The 18,871-nt window shown below is 63.1% G+C and carries 20 protein-coding genes and 1 riboswitch; of the genes, 10 read left to right on the top strand and 10 right to left on the bottom strand.

What is annotated here, in order from left to right:
- Positions 1 to 4 precede the first annotated feature (4 nt).
- The 4 genes from OP494_RS09110 (at position 5) to OP494_RS09095 (ending at position 3,965) form a co-directional block, all read left to right on the top strand.
- On the top strand, positions 5 to 691 hold the full coding sequence (locus OP494_RS09110) for a 2-dehydro-3-deoxy-6-phosphogalactonate aldolase (protein ID WP_280540418.1): 687 nt from the start codon (positions 5 to 7) through the stop codon (positions 689 to 691).
- Entirely contained in the window at positions 688 to 1,599 is a 912-nt protein-coding gene (locus tag OP494_RS09105) for a 2-dehydro-3-deoxygalactonokinase (protein ID WP_280540417.1), read from the top strand. The genes OP494_RS09110 and OP494_RS09105 overlap by 4 nt, the downstream gene beginning before the upstream one ends.
- Positions 1,600 to 1,860: 261 nt before the next feature.
- Positions 1,861 to 2,748: an HAD-IIB family hydrolase gene (locus tag OP494_RS09100; RefSeq protein WP_280540416.1), complete on the top strand. Its 888-nt coding sequence runs from the start codon at positions 1,861 to 1,863 to the stop codon at positions 2,746 to 2,748.
- The gene (locus OP494_RS09095) at positions 2,745 to 3,965 is read left to right on the top strand and encodes a glycosyl transferase (RefSeq protein WP_280540415.1); all 1,221 of its coding nucleotides are present in this window, start codon (positions 2,745 to 2,747) and stop codon (positions 3,963 to 3,965) included. The genes OP494_RS09100 and OP494_RS09095 overlap by 4 nt, the downstream gene beginning before the upstream one ends.
- Positions 3,966 to 3,993: 28 nt before the next feature.
- Here the strand turns inward: OP494_RS09095 and OP494_RS09090 are convergent, their stop codons facing one another.
- The 3 genes from OP494_RS09090 to OP494_RS09080 form a co-directional block, all read right to left on the bottom strand.
- A complete protein-coding gene (locus OP494_RS09090; protein ID WP_280540414.1) occupies positions 3,994 to 4,743 on the bottom strand; it encodes an amino acid ABC transporter ATP-binding protein in 750 nt (249 codons plus the stop codon).
- Complete coding sequence (locus OP494_RS09085; RefSeq protein WP_280540413.1) at positions 4,740 to 5,414, bottom strand: amino acid ABC transporter permease; 675 nt, start codon at positions 5,412 to 5,414, stop codon at positions 4,740 to 4,742. The genes OP494_RS09090 and OP494_RS09085 overlap by 4 nt, the downstream gene beginning before the upstream one ends.
- 62 nt (positions 5,415 to 5,476) lie before the next feature.
- Complete coding sequence (locus OP494_RS09080; RefSeq protein ID WP_280540511.1) at positions 5,477 to 6,217, bottom strand: amino acid ABC transporter substrate-binding protein; 741 nt, start codon at positions 6,215 to 6,217, stop codon at positions 5,477 to 5,479.
- Positions 6,218 to 6,596: 379 nt separating this feature from the next.
- Here OP494_RS09080 and OP494_RS09075 point away from each other — a divergent pair, with 379 nt between their 5' ends.
- The 3 genes from OP494_RS09075 to OP494_RS09065 are packed head-to-tail and all read left to right on the top strand — an operon-like array spanning position 6,597 to position 9,567.
- On the top strand, positions 6,597 to 7,508 hold the full coding sequence (locus OP494_RS09075; RefSeq protein ID WP_280540412.1) for an MBL fold metallo-hydrolase: 912 nt from the start codon (positions 6,597 to 6,599) through the stop codon (positions 7,506 to 7,508).
- A 38-nt stretch (positions 7,509 to 7,546) separates the two neighbouring features.
- Complete coding sequence (locus OP494_RS09070; RefSeq protein ID WP_280540411.1) at positions 7,547 to 8,248, top strand: response regulator transcription factor; 702 nt, start codon at positions 7,547 to 7,549, stop codon at positions 8,246 to 8,248.
- The gene (locus OP494_RS09065) at positions 8,245 to 9,567 is read left to right on the top strand and encodes an ATP-binding protein (protein WP_280540410.1); all 1,323 of its coding nucleotides are present in this window, start codon (positions 8,245 to 8,247) and stop codon (positions 9,565 to 9,567) included. Before OP494_RS09070 ends, OP494_RS09065 begins: the two co-directional genes overlap by 4 nt.
- A 26-nt stretch (positions 9,568 to 9,593) precedes the next feature.
- Here the strand turns inward: OP494_RS09065 and dsbG are convergent, their stop codons facing one another.
- The 3 genes from dsbG to dsbD are packed head-to-tail and all read right to left on the bottom strand — an operon-like array spanning position 9,594 to position 13,052.
- Positions 9,594 to 10,361, bottom strand: coding sequence for a thiol:disulfide interchange protein DsbG (dsbG, locus tag OP494_RS09060; RefSeq protein ID WP_280540409.1), 768 nt, complete (start codon positions 10,359 to 10,361; stop codon positions 9,594 to 9,596).
- 10 nt (positions 10,362 to 10,371) lie between these two features.
- The gene (locus OP494_RS09055; RefSeq protein ID WP_280540408.1) at positions 10,372 to 11,199 is read right to left on the bottom strand and encodes a TlpA disulfide reductase family protein; all 828 of its coding nucleotides are present in this window, start codon (positions 11,197 to 11,199) and stop codon (positions 10,372 to 10,374) included.
- Positions 11,196 to 13,052: a protein-disulfide reductase DsbD gene (gene dsbD, locus OP494_RS09050; protein ID WP_280540407.1), complete on the bottom strand. Its 1,857-nt coding sequence runs from the start codon at positions 13,050 to 13,052 to the stop codon at positions 11,196 to 11,198. The genes OP494_RS09055 and dsbD overlap by 4 nt, the downstream gene beginning before the upstream one ends.
- Positions 13,053 to 13,283: 231 nt before the next feature.
- Here dsbD and OP494_RS09045 point away from each other — a divergent pair, with 231 nt between their 5' ends.
- Entirely contained in the window at positions 13,284 to 13,808 is a 525-nt protein-coding gene (locus OP494_RS09045; protein WP_280540406.1) for a hypothetical protein, read from the top strand.
- Between the two features lie 2 nt (positions 13,809 to 13,810).
- On the opposite strand, the gene OP494_RS09040 is transcribed toward OP494_RS09045, so the two are convergent.
- The 4 genes from OP494_RS09040 to OP494_RS09025 form a co-directional block, all read right to left on the bottom strand.
- A complete protein-coding gene (locus OP494_RS09040) occupies positions 13,811 to 14,134 on the bottom strand; it encodes a DUF190 domain-containing protein (protein ID WP_280540405.1) in 324 nt (107 codons plus the stop codon).
- Complete coding sequence (gene crcB / locus OP494_RS09035) at positions 14,131 to 14,529, bottom strand: fluoride efflux transporter CrcB (protein WP_280540404.1); 399 nt, start codon at positions 14,527 to 14,529, stop codon at positions 14,131 to 14,133. Before crcB ends, OP494_RS09040 begins: the two co-directional genes overlap by 4 nt.
- A 103-nt stretch (positions 14,530 to 14,632) precedes the next feature.
- Positions 14,633 to 14,764: riboswitch (Fluoride riboswitch) on the bottom strand.
- Between the two features lie 28 nt (positions 14,765 to 14,792).
- Positions 14,793 to 16,595 carry a sugar phosphorylase gene (locus OP494_RS09030; protein ID WP_280540403.1) on the bottom strand — a complete coding sequence of 601 codons (1,803 nt, stop codon included), beginning with the start codon at positions 16,593 to 16,595 and terminating at the stop codon, positions 14,793 to 14,795.
- An 81-nt stretch (positions 16,596 to 16,676) separates the two neighbouring features.
- Complete coding sequence (locus tag OP494_RS09025) at positions 16,677 to 16,925, bottom strand: GlsB/YeaQ/YmgE family stress response membrane protein (protein ID WP_280540402.1); 249 nt, start codon at positions 16,923 to 16,925, stop codon at positions 16,677 to 16,679.
- A 176-nt stretch (positions 16,926 to 17,101) separates the two neighbouring features.
- On the opposite strand from OP494_RS09025, the gene nrdR reads away from it, so the two are divergent.
- Complete coding sequence (nrdR, locus tag OP494_RS09020; protein ID WP_040243189.1) at positions 17,102 to 17,587, top strand: transcriptional regulator NrdR; 486 nt, start codon at positions 17,102 to 17,104, stop codon at positions 17,585 to 17,587.
- A gap of 40 nt (positions 17,588 to 17,627) precedes the next feature.
- Positions 17,628 to 18,797, top strand: coding sequence for a bifunctional diaminohydroxyphosphoribosylaminopyrimidine deaminase/5-amino-6-(5-phosphoribosylamino)uracil reductase RibD (gene ribD / locus OP494_RS09015; protein ID WP_280540401.1), 1,170 nt, complete (start codon positions 17,628 to 17,630; stop codon positions 18,795 to 18,797).
- Positions 18,798 to 18,871 lie beyond the last annotated feature (74 nt).

The following is an 18,871-nucleotide window of genomic DNA, read 5'->3' as shown; positions in this document are numbered from 1 at the left end:
CTTTATGAACGAGACGCAACGGGCCGCGCTCGACGCGGCACTCAGGGAATTGCCGCTGGTGGCGATTCTGCGTGGTATTCGCCCCGAAGAGATCGATAAGGTCTTCGACGAGTTGGTCGAGGCGGGGTTTCGTCTGATCGAGATCCCGCTCAACTCACCCTTGCCGTGGAAGAGCATCGAACGCGTTGCGGCACGTTGCCCCGAGCATGTGCTGGTGGGCGCCGGCACGGTGCTGGAGGCCGCTGATACGGCTGAGCTGGCGCGTCTTGACGCACCGTTGATGGTTACTCCCAACAGCGACCCCGAGGTGATTCGTGCCGGTGTCGAGCAGGGCCTGGCGCCGCTGGTCGGCTGCATGACGCCGAGTGAGGCGTTGAGCGCGGCGCGTGCCGGGGCCACGGCGCTCAAGTTGTTCCCGGCTGGGCGCCTGGGAACCGGTTACTTCAAGGATATCAGCGCGATCCTGCCGCCTGAGCTACCGGTATTCGCGGTAGGTGGCATCGACAAGAGCAACATGTCGGATTGGCATGGCGTGGGCATTCGCGGTTTCGGTTTTGGGAGCAATCTTTACCGTCCCGGGCGCAGCGCCGCCGAGGTGGGCGAGGTGGCACGCGAGCTTGTCGCCGAATGGCGGCGGCTCGAGGAACTCTACACCATGACCGAACTGTTCGAGCACGAGGGCGATCAATGAGCGCCGATCAGCGACTGATTGTCATCGACTGGGGCACCAGCAATTTCCGGGCGTTTCTGGTCGATCGACAAAGCGGTGCCTGCCTCGATACGCGGCGTAGCGAGGCAGGTCTCAAGGCGCTGGAAACCGCCGAGTTTCCGCATTACTGCCAGGCTCAAGTCGGCGACTGGCGGGAAGGCGGCCGGGTGCCCGTCTATCTGGCGGGCATGGTCGGTTCCAAGCGCGGCTGGAGTGAGGCACCGCAGCTCGATTTGCCCGTCTCGGGGCGTGATCTCGCCGCACATGTCGTGGCCGCGCCGGGGTTGGAAAACGCCTGGATCGTGCCGGGTGTGAAGCAAGTCGATGAGACGCACTGTGACGTCATGCGCGGTGAAGAGGTTCAGGCATTGGGTGCCCTGGCGCTGGCCAGAGTCTCCGACGCCGACTGCTGCCTGCCCGGCACCCACAGCAAGTGGGCGCGACTACGCGATGAGCGAATGACGACCTTCACCACGCTGATGACCGGTGAGCTTTATCATGCGGTGCGCTTCCACACCCTGCCGGGCGAGCCCGCCCGTGATGACGCGCCGTTCGATGAAGGTGCATTTCGCCAGGGACTGGCGTGTGCCCAGAGTGAGGACGGCGTGTTGCATGCCCTGTTCGAGGCCCGCAGCCGGCATCTCTACCGCGGTCTGGATGCCGAGCAGGTAGGCAGCTTCATCTCCGGGGTGTTGATCGGTGAGGAAGTGCGTGCCATGCGCGTCGCACGTCCCGGCCTCGAACGCTTGCTGCTGGTTGGTGCCGAGGCGTTACGGCGTCCTTATACGCTGGCGCTGGAAACGGCTGGTCTCGAGGTCACGCCGCTGGATAGCGATGCGGCGACGCTTGCCGGGTTGGCGGCGATTGCCGAGCATCATCACGCCCAGTAACGCGTTCTGCCCAAGGCCGAGGCTTGATATGCCCCGTTGTGGTGCACTAGATGCGCTGTGACGGGGCATTTTTGTACCCGGAGGAAGGCCATGCACCGTGGCGGCGCGTGCATGAGTCCTTGGTAACCGGGCTCGAAGGGTTGCTTGTCAGAGAGTGGCACGATCCGTGCTACCTTCATCTGAAGAACACCTTTCATGATCGCATTGAGATCGTGTGGCGCGTTCCAGGACATGTGAGGCGGTGCTAAGGGGAGAAGGCTCATGACGCAATCGGTTTCGCATACGCCGTGGCTGGTGTTCACCGATCTGGATGGCACGCTACTCGACCACGACAGTTATACGTGGCAACCCGCCGCCGCCTGGTTGGCACGGCTTGCCGAGGCCGGTGTCGCGGTGATTCCGACCACCAGCAAGACCCGCGAGGAACTACTGGCCTTGCGCGACGAACTGGGGCTCACGGAGACGCCGTTCATCGCCGAGAACGGCGCGGTGATCGGGTTGCCGGCGCGTTGGCAACATGCTCGGTTGGATCGTGACCCCGCCGCGCCGGATGGTCTGATCGTCAAGACACCGTCACTGGATATCGGTTTCATTCGACGGCGCCTCGAGGTGCTGCGCGAGCGGCTGGGCGTGCGCTTTCGTGGCATGCGCGAATTGTCCCTCGATACGTTGTGCGAGTTGACCTCGCTGAGTGCCGACAAAGCGCGTCAGGCGCAGGCGCGCGAGGGCAGCGAGCCCCTTTTGTGGGATGACGACGAGGCCGCCCTGGCACGCTTTCGTCACGCCCTGGAAAGCGATGGGCTGCGCCTGACGCGGGGAGGACGGTTCTGGCATGTGATGGGGGCGGTCGACAAGGGCCAGTCGGTGCGCTGGTTGCTCGATCGCTACACGGCGCTTCGTGGGGTCAGACCTGCCAGTGTCGGGCTGGGCGACGGTCCCAACGATGTCAGCCTGCTCGAAGCCGTCGATCATCCGATTCTGGTCCGTGGCAAGCACGAGGCGGTAGTGGACATCGCCGGCGGCATGACGCTCTATCGTACCCGGCAGCCCGGCCCCGAAGGTTGGGCCGAGGGCATCGCCGAGTGGTGGCAGACCTGCATGGATGCGACGTCCGAAGACAAGACTCCCCAGGAGGGCACGTCACGATGAGCGATTTCTACCAGAACGGTATCGTCACCACCTTTCATAATCTCACCCAGCGCCCGGTGGACGCATTGGAAGCCGATTTGATGAAGTTTTCCAAGCGCCGGCCGATGGGCTTGATCCTGCCCTCGCTGTTTTCCGAACTCGAGGGGCCGGCGCTGTCGAATATCGTCGATGAGCTGGCGCAGGTGCCGTACCTCTCGGAGATCGTGATCGGGCTGGACCGTGCCGATCGCGACCAATTCTTGCGCGCCCGCGAATTCTTCTCGCGCCTGCCGCAGCATCACCGTATTTTGTGGAACGATGGACCGCGTCTGTCGGCGCTGGACGCCGAGTTGAACGCGCTCGACCTGGCACCGCAGGAGCCCGGCAAGGGGCGTAACGTGTGGTATTGCAGCGGTTATGTGCTGGCCTCCGCGCGCACGGAAGCGGTCGCGCTGCACGATTGCGATATCGTGACCTATGACCGTGGCATGCTGGCGCGGCTGCTGTATCCGGTCGCCAACTCGCAGTTCAATTACGAATTCTGCAAGGGCTATTACTCGCGAGTGGCCGATAACAAGCTCAACGGGCGCGTGGCACGTCTGATGGTGACGCCGCTGATTCGTGCGCTGAAGATGGTTTTCGGTCCATTGCCATACTTGGAGTATCTGGACAGCTATCGCTACCCGCTCTCGGGGGAGTTCTCGATGCGCGCCGACGTGCTCGACGGCATTCGCATCCCCAGCGACTGGGGGCTGGAAATCGGCGTGCTCTCGGAGGTTCACCGCAACCATTCGACCAAGCGGCTGTGCCAGGTGGATATCGCCGATGCCTACGATCACAAGCACCAGCCCGTCTCCCCTGACGATCCCAGCGGTGGTCTCAATCGCATGAGCCTGGACATCGCCAAGGCCATGTTCCGCAAGCTGGCGACACTGGGCGTGCCCATTCACTCCGAGACCTTTCGCACCATCAAGGCGACCTATTACCGCACCGCGCTGGATCTGATCGAGGCCTACGATAACGATGCGCGCATGAATGGCCTGGCGCTTGACCGCCACAGCGAGGAGCAAGCGGTAGAGCTTTTCACCGCGAACATTCTCGAGGCGGGGGCGTCGTTTCTAGAATCACCCCGAGACAAGCCGTTCATTCCCAGTTGGAACCGGGTAAGCGCGGCGATTCACGACCTCAAGGAGCGCATGTACGAGGCCGTGGAACTCGACAACCAGGGCCAGGTGTAAGCGTCCAGGCACCTGGCCGAATGCCGACTCAGACGATGGGATTGTTGGCCAGCACCTTGCGCAGGAAGCGTTGCGTACGTTCGTCCTGGGGATTGGTGAAAAGCTCGTCGGGCGGGCCTTGTTCGATGATGCGGCCTTCATCCATGAACACCACGCGGTCGGCGACCTCGCGGGCGAATTGCATCTCGTGGCTGACCACGATCATGGTTTGGCGCTCCTGGGCGAGGTGCTTCATCAGGGCCAGTACCTCGTCGACCCATTCAGGATCGAGCGCCGAAGTGGGTTCATCGAAGAGGATGACATCCGCCTTGGCGGCCATCGCACGCCCGATGCCCACGCGTTGCTGCTGACCGCCGGATAGCGATGCCGGATACGCATTCGCCTTGTCCGTTAGACCGATGCGCTCGAGAATTTCGCGCCCTCGGGCATGTGCCTCTGCTTTGGAGAGGCCATCGACGACGATCATGCCCTCGCAGATATTGTCCAGCGCCGTCTTGTTGGCGAACAACGCATAATTCTGGAAGACAAACGCGGTGCGTCGACGCAGCGCGAGGATGTCGCGACGACTCGCATGGGCGACGTCTAAGCTGAGGTTGCCCACCGTGAGCCGTCCGGCGTCGGGGGTTTCAAGATAATTGATGCAGCGTAGAAGCGTCGACTTGCCGGTGCCCGACGGGCCGATGACGACGATGATCTCGCCTTGCTCCAGCGTCAGGTCGATGTTCTCGAAGACGGTATGCGCGCCGAAGCGTTTGGTGATGCCGTTGAGTGCGATCATCGTTGATAGGCTCGGTTAAGACGTTTTTCCAGCCGCCGCTGTAGCCACGAAAGAATTTCCACCACCACCCAGTAGATGATGGCCGCCAACAAGAACGCCTCGAAGTAGAGAAAGCTGCTGGCGGCTTCTTTCTGGGTGGCTCCCATGAGTTCGGTCACGCCGAGCGTGAAGGCCAGCGAGGTGGCCTTGATCATGTCGATGAAATAGTTCATGAGCGTCGGCGTGGCCACGCGTGTCGCCTGTGGCAGGACGATGCGACGCATCAGTTGCCCTTGGGTCATGCCGATGGACAGCGCTGCTTCCGTCTGGCTGCGGTCGACCCCGACGATGGCGGCGCGAATCGATTCCGCCATGTAGGCAGAAAAGTGCAGGGTCAGCCCCAGGATAGTGGCGGTGATGCCGTTGATCGCGACCAGAAAGGTCAGGATTTGCGGTAAGCCGTAATAGAACAGGAACAGCTGCACCAGCAATGGCGTGCCGCGAAAGAAGGAGATGAATAGCATGGCCAGCGCATTGAGCCCAGGCGTTCGCTGAACCCGCACGACGGCCAGCAGGCAGGCCAGTACCAGCGCTGCGAGCATGCCGGCGCCGGCCATTTCCAATGTCAGCGGTAGATAGCCGAGTAAGATCGGCAACAACCCCAGCATGTAGTCGAGATCGAGAACGTGCATGATCGAGTCGCCTGAAAGCAGACGACCGGGGCATGCCCCGGCCGTTCAAATGAAGCGTGGTGTCACGGCGTGGTGATATCGGTGCCGAACCACTTTTCGGAGATTTGCTTGAGCGTGCCATCTTCGCGAAGCACATCCAGGGCTTTATTGATGCGGTCGCGCAAGGCATGCCCGGCTTCGTCGTCGCGGAAGGGCAGGGCGTTCTCGATGCGCGAGAACGGCTGGCCGGCGAGCGCGAGCGGTAAGGGCTTATCCTTGATGACCTGGGTGGCGCTGACGCGGTCCATGACGAAGGCATCGGCGCGGCCCAGCGCTACATCCTGCTCAATGTTCGATTCGTAAGTCTTGATGTCAATGTCATCGGCATAGGGTAACTCGCGCAAGAGCTGCTCGTAGTTGGAACCCAGGTTGACGGCGACGGTCTTGCCCTTGAGATCCTCGACACCCTCGATGGCGTCGTTGCCCTTGCGTACCACCACTTGGGCGCCGTCGTAGACGTAGGGCTCGGTGAAGGCATACTTGGCCTTGCGCTCCGGCGTGATGGTGATCTGGTTGGCGATGGTATCGATGCGGCCGGAATCGAGCATGCCCGCCAGTCCCGAAAAACTCGCGGTGACGAACTCGATGTCGTCACCGGTTTGCTCGCCGACGGCGTTCATGACATCGACCTCGAAGCCTTTCAGTACATCCTGCTCGACGAAGGTAAAGGGATAATAACCGCCGGACATCCCGACACGCAGGGTATCGGCATGCGCAGTGAGGGCGGTCGCGCTCAGGGCGAGCCCCGCCAGGGCATATTGCATAAAATGGCGTAACGACATGATCGGCTCCTACATGGGATCGAAAAGTGGCTGTCCGGGGACTTGGCTGAAGGTGGCAATACCCCGTCGGCTTTCCGTGCAAAATCTAGTGTAGCCTGAATAGTGCAATTGAGAATAATGAACTAATTTTATATTCCTTTTTGTTTTTCTGCATCCCCGCTGCCTGGCTTCCCTTTGCCCGGTGAGTCTCTCTCTGGCGCATTCACGTACTTTCTGGCGCCATGCCGGTCGATATTGCCGATTTTTATAGCGAGGCATCATGTTGCGTGCCGATATATAGTAAAAAAGTATAACGTTAGAACAATGTCTGCGTTATCCTGAGAGAAACGCTCAGACTCTAGGGGAGGCGATGACGGACGCAATGAAAACCTTTGCTTTATCACACGGGAAGAGAGCCGATCAGCCGGATGTCGCGGGCTTTTTCGACCCGCGTACCTTCAGCATTCAGTATGTCGTCAGCGACCCCGCCACGCGGCACTGCGCGATCATCGACCCGGTGCTCGATTTTGATGAGAAGTCCGGTGCCACTGCGACCCATCAGGCCGACGAGTTGCTGGCGTATATCGAGCGCGAAGGGTTTGAAGTCGATTGGATTCTGGATACCCACCCGCACGCGGATCACTTTTCCGCCGCACGTTACTTGCATGAGAAAACCGGTGCTCCCACCGCCATCGGTCGACCGGTGACCCAGGTGCAGGCGCTGTGGAAAGGAATCTACAACTGGCCGGAGCTGAAGGACGACGGTAGCCAGTGGGATCATCTGTTCGACGAAGGGGATACCTTCAAGTTGGGCGAGATCGATTGCCGCGTAATGCACTCGCCGGGCCATACGCTGGCCTCGATCACGTACGTGATCGGCGATGCTGCCTTCGTTCACGATACCCTGTTCCAGCCCGATTTCGGCACCGCGCGTGCCGACTTTCCCGGTGGCAGCGCGCATCAGCTGTGGCACTCGATTCAGGCGATCCTGGCCTTGCCGGACGAGACGCGCCTGTTCACCGGTCACGATTACATGCCTGACGGGCGCGAACCGCAGTGGGAAAGCACCGTGCGCGAGCAGCGTGAGCACAACAAGCACCAGCTCGGCGAGAGCAGCGAAGCCGAGTACGTCGAGTTGCGCAACCGCCGCGATAGCGAGCTGCCCATGCCGAAGCTGATCCTGCACGCGCTGCAGGTCAACATCCTCGGTGGGCGGCTTCCCGAGCCGGAGAGCAACGGCAAGCGCTATCTGAAGCTGCCATTGAATGCGCTTGAGGGCGCTAGTTGGGAATGAAATCGCAGATCGCCGTACATTGAATGAAAGGACCCCCCATGCACGTATTGCTCATCGAAGACGACGAGCTGGTCGCCACTGGTATCCGTGCGGGGTTGGAAAGCCATGGCTGGGCGGTGGATCGCGTGGCGACAATGGCGGCGGCGCGTCATGCGTTGCATACCTTGACCAGCGATATCGTGGTGCTCGACCGCGGCCTGCAGGACGGCGATGGTCTGGCGCTGGTCGGCGAATGGCGTGAGGCGGGGTGTAGCTTGCCGGTACTGGTGCTGACCGCGCGGGATGCCGTGCATGATCGGGTAGCGGGGCTCGAGGCCGGCGCCGACGATTATCTCGTCAAACCCTTCGATCTAGGCGAACTGGTCGCGCGACTACACGCGTTGCTGCGGCGCGCGGGCGGTCGCGCTCACCCCCACATGATGCATGGGCCACTGTGTTTCGATCCCCAGGCGCGCCAAGTGACCTGGCAAGGCCGACCGGTGACGCTTTCAAGACGTGAAACGGTGCTGTTGGAAACCTTCCTGCAATCACCGGGCAGCGTACTGAGTGCGGACCAACTGCGCGATAGTCTCTATGGCCTCGACGACGAGGTAGAGAGCAACGCACTCAACGTGCATATTCACCACCTGCGGCGCAAATTGGTGCCGGCGGTGATCGAAACGGTGCGCGGCCTCGGTTACCGCCTCGGCACGTTGGATGCCCTGGAGCGCTCGAGTGCATCGTCGGTGATCTCGCAATGAGCCTCAAGGCGCGTTTGCTGGTGATCCTGGGGGTAACGTTGACAGTGACCTGGAGCCTGGCGGCGGCCTGGCTGTGGTGGGACCTCAACGACGAGGTGGAGCGTACGCTCGATCGCCGTCTCGCGCAGTCGGCGAACATGGTCGCGGGCCTGATAGCGCGATTGCCCGAGGGCGCCTGGGTGGCTAACGATGCGCAGCGGACGTCCATCGTGGCCCCGTTAGAAGGTGTCGCCTGTCAGGTGACGTCCGCGCAGGGCCAGGTGCTGGCACGCACGCATGCGGACATGGCTGCGATACTCGACGTGAGCCAGCCGGGGTACGCCTATCGGCAGCGCGAGGGCGAGGACTGGCGTGTCTATACCTTGATACGCAATGACGTGACGATCACCACCGCCGACCGGGTGACGGAACGCCGTAGCCTGATGCACGATATCCTCGCGGTTGTCATCGTGCCTTTCGCGGTGGCGCTGGTGATCAGCGGGGCCGTGCTGTGGTGGGGGATACGGCATGCTCTGCGTCCCCTGGAGAGTTGGCGCGAGGCGCTGAGCCGTCGTCATCACGATGACCTCTCGCCGGTGACGGATACCGGGCTACCACGTGAACTGCGTCCGTTGATTGTCACGCTCAACGAGTTACTGGTACGCATGCGCTCGGCCATTCGTCGCGAAAAGCGCTTCACCGACGCGGCTGCCCACGAGTTACGTACGCCATTGACCGCCGTCAAGACGCACCTTCAGGTCGCGCGACGCGTGGAGGGCGATGCGGCTCGCGAGGCCGTTTCGCATGCTGAACAAGGCGCCGCGCGCTTGGCTGCCACACTCGATCAATTGCTGGCCCTGGCGCGTATCGAGGGCTCCGGGGCGCGGCACGAAACAGACGACGCACGGGTGGCCGATATCGTTCGTAGCGCCGTGCGTGATACGCAAGCGCCTTTCCGCATCGTCGTCCCGGCGACATGTCCGGATGCGCGCGTGGGAGTGCCGTTGGAACTGGCCGCCACGGCGCTGCGTAACGTGCTCGATAATGCGCTTCAGCATGGCCCGGCCGAAACGCCCGTGACGCTGGATGTGGCTCAGACAGCGCATGAGGGGAACGATGCCACCTGGGTCGAGCTATGCGTGCATGATCAAGGGCCAGGCGTTCCCGAGGCGGCGCTTGCCCATGTGACCGAGCGCTTCTGGCGGCGTTCGGCCACGCCGGGCAGCGGTCTGGGGCTGGCGATCACCGCCGCGATTGCCGAACGCGCCGGGGGCGAATTGCAATTTCGACGTCCGCCATGTGGCGGATTCGAGGTAGGCCTGATGTTGCCGCAGGTTTGAGACGCAGGCGTTGCTGACACGAATGATCAGGGGCGTGGCGAGCCCATGACCGCGCGCATCTCTTCCTCTGCGGGCATTCCTTGTTTGACCTCTAACTGCCCGTCCTGACGGTAGACGATCGCCGGAGTTCCGCGCAGGCCTAACGAGCGCATGAGGGTGTTGTTGTCCTGGACTCGCTGCTCGATGTCCGCGGGTTGTGCAGAGGGCGCGACTTCGTCGTCGCGATTGTGCGCCTCGAGAGCCGCAGCCGGATCATCGGCGCCCAGTAGGGTGGCGGCCTTGGCGGGACTGTCGGACTGAAGAACGCCGATCATGATGTGATGCAGCTGGACGTCGCCGGCCTCGACCCAGGGACGCGCGGCTGCCCAGAAGCGTTTGCAGTATGGGCAGTTGGGATCGGTGAAGACATACACCGTGCGCTGGGCGTCACTGCTGCCGTCGAGGATCCAGTGACTGTCCTCGAGACGCTGCCATAAAGCATCGTCCTGGGGCCCTTTGACCAATTTGTCGAGCGGCTCGCTCGAGAGGTTGCGGCCCTCGGCATCGACGAGGTTGCCGACGATGGCGTGCTGACCGTTTTGAGTGACATAGATGGCCACCGGCTGGCCTTGTGCGCTGGCGGCATAACCAGTGAGGCCGTCGGGGGCCTCGAAGCGCTCGTGCACCGTCAGGCCCTGGTCGACGAGCGCCTCGACCGGCGCGGGAAGGTCATCGGGTTGTGCCCAGGCGGGGAAAGTGACCAGAGAGAGGGCGGTGACAAGCCCCAAGCGTGGGCCGCGAGACGTCAAGAACATGTACGTTCTCCTACTGTGGTGAAGCCAGGCGTGACAAGGCGTGTGTCAGGGTGGCCTTCGAGAGTTCGCCGAAGTGCGTGTCGACCAGACGACCGCCTGCGTCATAGAACAAGGTGGTGGGCATCGCTTGGGCGCCGACGTGCTCACCGAGCGCCAGTGTTTCGTCGCGCAGCACGTTATCGAGATCGAGGGACGCGTTGTCCAGGTAGTGACCGATGACTTGGCGAGCCTCGCCCTGATTGACGAACATGAAGGTGACATCGTCACGGCGCTGCTGCGTGTCGGCGAGCAGCGGCATTTCGCGCCGGCAGGGCGGGCACCAGCTAGCCCAGAGATTTACCACCAAGGGTTGATCGTCGTGCAAGGCAGGGAGGCTGGTGGCAGTGCCGTCGAGTGTCATCAGCGACGTTTTGGGCAAGGCGGTACGCCCGCCCTCGTCAAGCTGAACCAGAGCATAGACCGCCCCCGCCCAGGTGAGCGCGCCGGCCAGCAGTGCGGCACTCAAAGCGTGGCGTTGGCGTGGCGCACGCCACAAACGCCAGCCGCAGTAGGCCAGCGCGGCAACGCCTGCGCCGAGCGGATCGAAGCCGCGGTCGCGGATGTCGAGCATTGACCAGATCGAATCGTACGCATCCCAATAGCGCACGATGAAGACTAGGCGTGCGCCAGCCAGGGCGACGAAAACCAATGTAAAGAGGGTGTCGCTGACGCCGGTACGCCGTCGACGCCCGACTAAGGCCCCGGTGACGACGGCGACGACCAATGCGAAGGCAAGCAGCAACTGGCCGAGACTGAGCGCCAGGGGGCCAAGGGCCAGGCTGCGGTCGAGGACCGTCATGCGTCGTCTCCCGCGCGGGGCGTGCCTTTTACTCGCTCGAGGCGCGACAGGAACGCTTCCGCGCTCACTTCACCCACGATACGGTTGTCTCGACGTTCACGGCCATCGGCGCCGTACAGCAGCAAGGTCGGCGGACCGACCACGCCGAGGGCCTGCATGATGGCCTGATCCGCGGCGTCGTTGTCGGTAACGTCGATGCGCAGAAGTTGCACGTTCTCCAGTGCCGCTTGCACGCCTGCATCGCCAAACACTTCTTCTTCGATGATCTCGCAACTGATGCACCAGTCGGCGGTGAATTCCACCAGTGTTAGACGTTGCTGCGCCGCCGCTTCCTCAAGGCGCGCGTTCAATGCGTCGCGGTCGTCGACGGTCTCGAAGCTGAGTGCCGGGGATGTTTCGACGGCATGGGAGTCGCTGCCGCCAGTAAAGCCCGCCAAGGGCCGCAGCGGATCATGTTGGCCCCCCGCTGCACCGACGAGCATGAGCATTCCCCATACGCCGAAGAGCGTGCCTAGGCTACGCCCCAGTACCTGCAGCGCGTCGCGCAGTGCACGTGCCGCCGTCCAACTGGCTTGAGCCAAGCCGATGAGCAAGGCACCCCAGGCGGCCATCTCCAGTGCCGGGGGCAGGATGCGTGCCGCGAACCACACTGCCATGCCTAGCAGGACGAAACCGAATATCGCTCGAACCCGGTTCATCCACGGCCCGGGGCGCGGTAGAACGCGCGGGCCCAGCAGGCCGACCGCCAGCAAGGGCGCTCCCATGCCCAGTCCCAAGGCCCACAATGCCAGGCCGCCGTGCCAGGCATTGCCGCTTTCGGCGATGTACAACAACGCGCCGGCCAGGGGGGCCGTCATGCATGGCCCGACCAGCAGCGCCGAGAGCACGCCCATGATGGCGGCGCCTTTGAGTCGTCCGCCACGTTGGCGTGCCATGCGCGCATCGAGTCGGCTACGCAGACCCTGGGGCAGCGTCAGTTCGAACACGCCGAACATCGCCAGGGCCAGCAGGATGAAGAGTACGGAGAAGCTGGCGATGAAGGCGGGGGCCTGGAAGAGCATTTGCAGGTTGGCGCCGGCCAACGCCGCCGCGACGCCTAGTAGTGCGTAGGTCGTGGCCATGGGCAATATGTAGGCGAGCGAGAGCACCGCGCCGTCACGCATTCGTGGCTGACCTTCGCGCGTGGCGCCGACGATCAGACTGGAAAGGATCGGCACCATGGGCAGCACGCAGGGCGTGAAGGTCAGCAGCAACCCCATGCCGAAGAAGGCCAGCAGCACCCAGCCCAATCGGGCATCGGCGAGCTGAGCCGCGAGGCGTTGGTCGTCGGCCTGGGCGGCATCGTCTGAGGCTGAAGTGTCATCCGAGCTTGCCGTGTTATCGGCCTTGACGGCGGTGTCGCTGGCACTGTGCGTAGCGCTCGCACTGTCCGCGTCCGCGTCCGCGTCCGCGTCCGCGTCGGCGTCGGCGGTGAGCGTATCGACATCGACGGTTCGGTGCTGCGGCGGATAACACAGTCCGGCTTCGGCGCAGCCTTGCCAGGTCAGCGTCACCTGCTCGGCATCGCCCAGCGCGGCGTGTAATGCCACCTGATGATGGTAGACCTCCGAGCGGCCGAAATAGTCGTCCTCGATGGTCTCGCCCTGGGGCAGGTCGACATCCGCTGGGCCTCCGTCGGTCTCGACGCTGAAGCGATGTCGGTACAGATAGTACTCGGGGGCGATATCCCATTCGGCGATAAGCGTGTCGGCATCGCGCGATACCGACAATGAGAAGGCTTGCTCGGCGGAGAGGAAATCGTCCTGGCTGGCAAACGGCGATTCGGCGAGGGCCGGCGTGGAGCAGACGAGCATGAGCACGGCGAGACAGGCCGCGAGCCCGGGTCTGAGGGAGTGAAAATGGCATATTGGCCGGCGCGAATCGTGAATCATGATAGTCCATACGGATGACGAGATGGCGCCTAGCATAACGGTACGGGATTAGCCGAGCATTAAGAGCCGATGCATGTCGGCATGTCGCGGTGCTTGCCAAGCGAGCGGCAACGCGCTGAAGTGGTGTGATGGCAACCTGTGCGAGGGAACGACATGACGACAAACTGGAACAATTGGATATCAAGGCAGCCACCGAGCGCCACGCCGTCGCCCATCGACGGCGCGCCGCTCGCTGGGCAAGAAGAAGCTCAGTGGTTGCCGCTGGCGCATGGCACCTACCGGGCGCTGTTCCAGTGGACGACGCCCAGCGCGCAGGCGGCGATGGCCAACGCCGGGCTGCTGCGCGCCGTGCGGGCGGTGAACTTGTTCGCTGCGGCTGACGTGCCGGTTGAGCGTCGCCATATGATCGTCCTCGTCTCCGGAGCGGCGACGCCGTGCCTTCTCGAGGATGTCGCCTATGCGCGCCATTACGCGTTGCCGGAGGCCTCGAACAACCCCAACCGTGTGTTGATCGAGGCACTCCAGCGTGAAGGCGTGGGCGTCATGGTGTGCCTGCAGGCCTGGCATGGGCAGGGCTTCGCCCGCGATGCTCTGCTGGCCGATATCGAGTTGGCGCAGTCAGGCATGACGGTGGGCATTGCGCTGCAGAACGCCGGCTTCGCGCTGGTGGCAGTTTAAGGTTACCCCAACTGGGCGTAATTCACCTCGCGGCGTAGCACGAAGACATCGATACCGGCCTGGTCGACGGCGTCGATCAGGCGCTCGGTCAGCGTTTTTTCGAGCACGAAGAGCAGTTCGATGGGTCGGTCGGCCAATTCGAAGAAATGCGCCGAATGCGTGCGTCCGTCGGCGCCTGTGCCTTCACTAGCCGTACGGCGCGTCATGCGTTCGATGCCCAGCGTCTTGGCTTGTTCGGCCACTGCGTCGATGACCGGTTTGCCGTGGTGACGACGCGACTCTGGCGCCATGAAAATGACTTCGTAACCGTGTTGCCATTCGCTCATTTCAAGACTCCCGTCAGGTGTTTGATGGCACCGAAGCTGGCGATGCCTACGCCGGTCATGACCAACGAGCCGAGCACATGCACGGCGATGCCCGATAATGCCATGAGGTAACGTCCGGCCTGCAGGTTGGTGAACATCTCGGCGGAAAAGGTCGAGAAGGTCGTCAACGCCCCCAGAAAGCCGGTGACCACGAATAGACGCCATTCGGGGGAGAGGTGCGGCAACTGGGCGAAGAAGGCGATGGAAAGGCCGATCAACCAGGCGCCTAGCCAGTTGGCGGCCAAGGTGCCGGGGGGGATCGAAGGGAAGAGGGTGTTGAGCCATATCCCCAGTAGCCAGCGTAGGTTGGCGCCGAGCGCGGCACCGGCGCCGATCGCCACGATGGAAAACCACATGCGTTCGATTCCTCGCAATTGAGAATGATCAACGAGGTGGGCGTGCGGGGGCGGCGAGGCTGAAAAAATAACCGTGGATACCTGCGCACGACGCACCTCGAGTGCGTTGGCAGGCATCATTAGCACTGGCGGGAACGCGTCGGCGATGTGGTGCCGATGCCAGGCGGTTTGTCGCGATGGGCGCTTGGTTTAGGGCACCGATGACGACGGGAGGAATGCCATCTCCACGCTTACAGTAACCAGCACGGCGCGCGTCGGCAAGCCTATGTCGGTGCGCCAGGTCGTTGCACCAGCCACAGGCTGCGATACGGGCGTAGTTCACGCGGGGCCTGCGCATCCCAAGGAGCGTCGGCGAGCAGGTCGTACCAGCCGTCTTCGTCAAGGTCGGGCAAGGGCAGTGGCTGACGTTTGTCGGTGACGTTGTAGACCGCGAGCAGGCGGCGCCCATCGGCCAGCGGACCGCGCTGCACGGCGAACAGCGTCGGCGGGGTATCGACGATATGCTGCTCGACCTGAGGATGAAAGCAGGGTTCCTGGGCGCGTAGTTTGAGACGCCGCCGCAATGCCATGAACACCTCGCGCGTGGGTGTGTTGCGGCTATCGAGAAGTTCGTCCAGGGCTTCCTTCTGCCAGCGCCGTCGGTTGATGGTGCGCAACTGTCCGCTGCGTTCGACGCCTTCGTGGTCATTGAGCGTGGCGGTCAGGCAGTGGAAATAGATGCCCGGCACGCCCTGCAGCGCGAGCATCAAATGCTGGCTGCACAGAAAACGTTCCACCTGCCAGGGGTCGGCGCCGCGACGTGTCCCGCGTAGCGCATCGAAGTAGGTGATGTTGACCTCGTAAGGCGTGTCCTTGCCATCGGCGTTGGCCTTCATGCTCACATACCCGCCGAAACGGTGCATGAGTTCGAGCATGGCGTCGATCTCGTGGGGCGGTAGCAGTCCTTCCAATGCGCGTACGCCGATTCCGTCGTGGCTAGCGGTGAAGTTGAAATAGGTGCAGCCGGGTGGCAGCGCGGGGAGGCTGCGTGCCCAGGCTTCCAGCGCCGTGGCATCGCCGCTGGTGAGCGTATGCACCAGCAGTGGCGGCAGTGTGAACTGATAGATCATGTGCGCTTCGTCGGGCTGCTCGGGCGCGTCCGACGTGGCGGCCTCTTCGAGGCGTTCGAGGCCGAAGTAGCTCATGTTCTCGCGGTGCGGCACGTTGGTTTCGGTGATCAGCAGCGTGCCGGGGGCGAGGTAGTCGAGCACGGCGCGCAGTAGCCGCACCACGGCATGGGTTTCCGGCAGATGGATGCACGAGGTGCCGAGTTCCTTCCATAGATAGGCGATGGCGTCGAGGCGGATGATGCGTGCGCCTTGCTCCACGTAGTAGAGCATGATGCCGATGAACTCGATGAGCACATCGGGGTTGGCGAAGTTGAGATCGATCTGGTCCTCGGAAAATGTCGCCCACAGATAGCGTGTCCCGCGGCGGGTGGAAACCGGCACCAGCAGTGGTGAGCTGCGTGGCCGGGTGACTTGCGACAGGTCGGTATTCGGGTCCATTTCGATGAAGTAGTCGCGCCCCGGCTGGGTGCCGGCCAGGTAGTCGACGAACCACAGCGATTCCCGCGAGACGTGATTGATGACCAGGTCGACCATCAAGTCGCCGTGGCGCGTCAGGCGGCGAATGTCTTCCCAGTCGCCCAGCGCCGGGTTGACCTCGCGATAATGGATCACCGAGAAGCCATCGTCGCTGCTCCAGGGGAAGAATGGCAGCACGTGAACGCCACTGAAGGTGTCCGCGAGGCGTGTCTCGAGAAACTCGTCGAGCACTTGCAGCGGTGGCCGCTCGCCGTCGAGCAGTAGATCGCCGTAAGTGATCAGTAACTGGTCGCGCTCGCTCCATAGTGGACGCGAGCGTTCGGGAATGGCACCACGTTGGTGCGATATCAGGCGTTGCAGGCGGCGCAGCACTTCATCGGCCCGCGGGCCATAGATTTCGTTCAGACGCGCCTTGGCGCGTGCGATGAAGGCGGCTTCATCGAGTTCGGTCTGTGGGACTGGGGAGATGGGATGGGGCATCTAGGGTCCTCGCGAGAATCGGTGGCTCGCACGTCGGCATTGTTATTGCTGTTGCAGGAGTCGTGCCATGCGCGACAAAGATCATTTTTTCACGATGCGGTAAAGCCCCAGCAGGATGATGGCGCCGAGTACGGCGATGACGAAACTGCCGAGATTGAAGCCATCCACCGAGCCGAATCCCAGCGCGGTGCCGACCCACCCCCCGACGATGGCACCGAGGATTCCGATGATCATGGTGACGATGAGGCCACCGGGATCGCGCCCCGGCATGATCAGTTTGGCGACAATACCGGCCAGCAGACCGAAGACGATCCATGCGATGATGCCCATTGGCTTATCTCCTAGACGATGCCTTGAAAGCATGCTTGGCAAACGCGGAAATGCAAGCAGCCTCATGAGCTTGGCCGGCCTGGCGGCAGTGCGCAAGCGAGTTTCCGCGCGGCGCGGGGACAGGCTACAATGTCGGGCAACCTCAATGACAACGACTCAACCTCGGACGCGCCACGATGCACTGCCCCTTTTGTGGAAAGTACGACACCAAGGTGACCGATTCGCGCCTCGTGGCCGAGGGGGATCAGGTGCGTCGGCGCCGCCAGTGCAATGACTGCGGCGAACGCTTCACCACCTACGAGACTGCGGAACTGGTCATGCCCCGCGTGATCAAGGGCGATGGCTCGCGGGAAACCTTCGATGAGCGCAAGTTGCGCGCCGGCATGTTACGAGCATTGGAGAAACGTCCGGTCAGCGCCGAATCCATCGAGGCGGCGGTCGAGCGTATCCGTCAGCGCCTGCGTGCCCGTGGTGAGCGTGAACTGGAGGCGCGCGAGATCGGCGAGGAGGTCATGCGCTCGCTGAAACGGCTCGATCAGGTCGCCTACATCCGCTTCGCCTCCGTCTACCGACGCTTCCAGGACCTCGACGAGTTTCGCGCCGAAATCGACCGCTTGGCGCAAGAGCCCAGCTTTGTGCCCGACGATAACGATCAGCGCTGACTTCGATACGTATCGACTCGAATCGCCCACGGAGTGACTCATGACACAGGACGCCGCCGTGTCGGCGCTATCTCACGAAGTGTGCATGGCGCGCGCGCTGCAACTCGCTCGGCGAGGCTGCTATACCACGCATCCCAATCCGCGCGTCGGCTGCGTGGTGGTGCGTCAGGGGTGCATCGTTGGGGAGGGTTATCATGCACGCGCCGGCGAGGCTCACGCTGAGGTGCACGCCTTGCGAGCCGCTAGCGAGGCGGCGCGAGGCGCCACGGTCTATGTCACGTTGGAACCCTGTTCGCACCATGGTCGCACACCGCCTTGTGCCCAGGCGCTGATTGAAGCCGGGGTGCGCCGTGTCGTGATCGCGATGGTCGATCCCAATCCGCAGGTGGCCGGGCGTGGCGTGACAATGCTGCGTGAGGCAGGTATCGAGGTCGAGGTGGGCTGCCTGGAGGCCGATGCCGAGGCGCTCAATGTCGGTTTCGTGAAGCGCATGCGCGAGAGGCTACCGTTCGTGCGCCTGAAGATGGCGATGAGCCTGGACGGCCGCACTGCCATGGCCAGCGGTGAGTCGCAATGGATCACCGGGGGGAGCGCGCGTACCGAGGTGCAACGCTTACGGGCGCGCTCGAGCGCGGTGATGACCGGGGTCGATTCGGTCATTTTCGACAACTCGCGCCTCACGGTGCGTGCCGCGCAGCTTGAATTGGACGATGGCGAAATGATCGCCGAGCGCCAGCCCCTGCGCGTCGTGGTCGACTCGCGGCTGCGCTTGCCGGTGGCGGCGGCGTGCTTGCGTGAGTCAGGACGCACTTTGGTGGCGACCGTCTCGTCGGACGAGACGCGCCGCGCGACGTTGGAACAGGCCGGGGCCGAGGTGCTCGTCCTGCCCGAGGCGGCCGAAGGGCGCGTCGATCTACGCGCTCTGCTAGCGCATCTGGCGGAGCGCGAGCAATGCAACGAGGTGCTGCTCGAAACCGGCGCGACGCTGGCCGGCGCCATGCTCGATATCGGCGCCATTGATGAGATGCACCTGTTCGTGGCACCGACGCTACTGGGCGGCGAGGCACGTCCGCTTTTTGCGCTACCGGGACTCGAGCGCATGGCGCAGCAGCGTCCGCTGCAAATCGACGACATCCGCGCCGTGGGGCGCGATTGGCGCATCGTCGCGCGACCGCTCCCTGGCGAGTGCGTTGCGCCGGACGACGCCTGATTCGTTGCCCGCCTGGGTGTTGCCACTGGCGCGCAAGCGCGCTTGCAGGTACTCTGGGCGCCGACCTGACTGGG

Origin of the sequence: Chromohalobacter sp. 11-W (genome assembly GCF_029889905.1) — a bacterium.
GTDB lineage: Bacteria > Pseudomonadota > Gammaproteobacteria > Pseudomonadales > Halomonadaceae > Chromohalobacter.
The sequence above is the reverse complement of the archived record's forward strand: the minus strand, read 5'-3'. Positions and strand labels throughout refer to the sequence as shown.

What these genes read in the sequence shown, in the direction of transcription:
- OP494_RS09110 (WP_280540418.1), top strand. Translation starts at nt 5, where the DNA reads ATGAACGAGACGCAACGGGCCGCGCTCGACGCGGCACTCAGGGAATTG.
- OP494_RS09105 (WP_280540417.1), top strand. Translation starts at nt 688, where the DNA reads ATGAGCGCCGATCAGCGACTGATTGTCATCGACTGGGGCACCAGCAAT.
- OP494_RS09100 (WP_280540416.1), top strand. Translation starts at nt 1,861, where the DNA reads ATGACGCAATCGGTTTCGCATACGCCGTGGCTGGTGTTCACCGATCTG.
- OP494_RS09095 (WP_280540415.1), top strand. Translation starts at nt 2,745, where the DNA reads ATGAGCGATTTCTACCAGAACGGTATCGTCACCACCTTTCATAATCTC.
- OP494_RS09090 (WP_280540414.1), bottom strand. Translation starts at nt 4,743, where the DNA reads ATGATCGCACTCAACGGCATCACCAAACGCTTCGGCGCGCATACCGTC.
- OP494_RS09085 (WP_280540413.1), bottom strand. Translation starts at nt 5,414, where the DNA reads ATGCACGTTCTCGATCTCGACTACATGCTGGGGTTGTTGCCGATCTTA.
- OP494_RS09080 (WP_280540511.1), bottom strand. Translation starts at nt 6,217, where the DNA reads ATGCAATATGCCCTGGCGGGGCTCGCCCTGAGCGCGACCGCCCTCACT.
- OP494_RS09075 (WP_280540412.1), top strand. Translation starts at nt 6,597, where the DNA reads ATGAAAACCTTTGCTTTATCACACGGGAAGAGAGCCGATCAGCCGGAT.
- OP494_RS09070 (WP_280540411.1), top strand. Translation starts at nt 7,547, where the DNA reads ATGCACGTATTGCTCATCGAAGACGACGAGCTGGTCGCCACTGGTATC.
- OP494_RS09065 (WP_280540410.1), top strand. Translation starts at nt 8,245, where the DNA reads ATGAGCCTCAAGGCGCGTTTGCTGGTGATCCTGGGGGTAACGTTGACA.
- dsbG (WP_280540409.1), bottom strand. Translation starts at nt 10,361, where the DNA reads ATGTTCTTGACGTCTCGCGGCCCACGCTTGGGGCTTGTCACCGCCCTC.
- OP494_RS09055 (WP_280540408.1), bottom strand. Translation starts at nt 11,199, where the DNA reads ATGACGGTCCTCGACCGCAGCCTGGCCCTTGGCCCCCTGGCGCTCAGT.
- dsbD (WP_280540407.1), bottom strand. Translation starts at nt 13,052, where the DNA reads ATGCTCGTCTGCTCCACGCCGGCCCTCGCCGAATCGCCGTTTGCCAGC.
- OP494_RS09045 (WP_280540406.1), top strand. Translation starts at nt 13,284, where the DNA reads ATGACGACAAACTGGAACAATTGGATATCAAGGCAGCCACCGAGCGCC.
- OP494_RS09040 (WP_280540405.1), bottom strand. Translation starts at nt 14,134, where the DNA reads ATGAGCGAATGGCAACACGGTTACGAAGTCATTTTCATGGCGCCAGAG.
- crcB (WP_280540404.1), bottom strand. Translation starts at nt 14,529, where the DNA reads ATGTGGTTTTCCATCGTGGCGATCGGCGCCGGTGCCGCGCTCGGCGCC.
- OP494_RS09030 (WP_280540403.1), bottom strand. Translation starts at nt 16,595, where the DNA reads ATGCCCCATCCCATCTCCCCAGTCCCACAGACCGAACTCGATGAAGCC.
- OP494_RS09025 (WP_280540402.1), bottom strand. Translation starts at nt 16,925, where the DNA reads ATGGGCATCATCGCATGGATCGTCTTCGGTCTGCTGGCCGGTATTGTC.
- nrdR (WP_040243189.1), top strand. Translation starts at nt 17,102, where the DNA reads ATGCACTGCCCCTTTTGTGGAAAGTACGACACCAAGGTGACCGATTCG.
- ribD (WP_280540401.1), top strand. Translation starts at nt 17,628, where the DNA reads ATGACACAGGACGCCGCCGTGTCGGCGCTATCTCACGAAGTGTGCATG.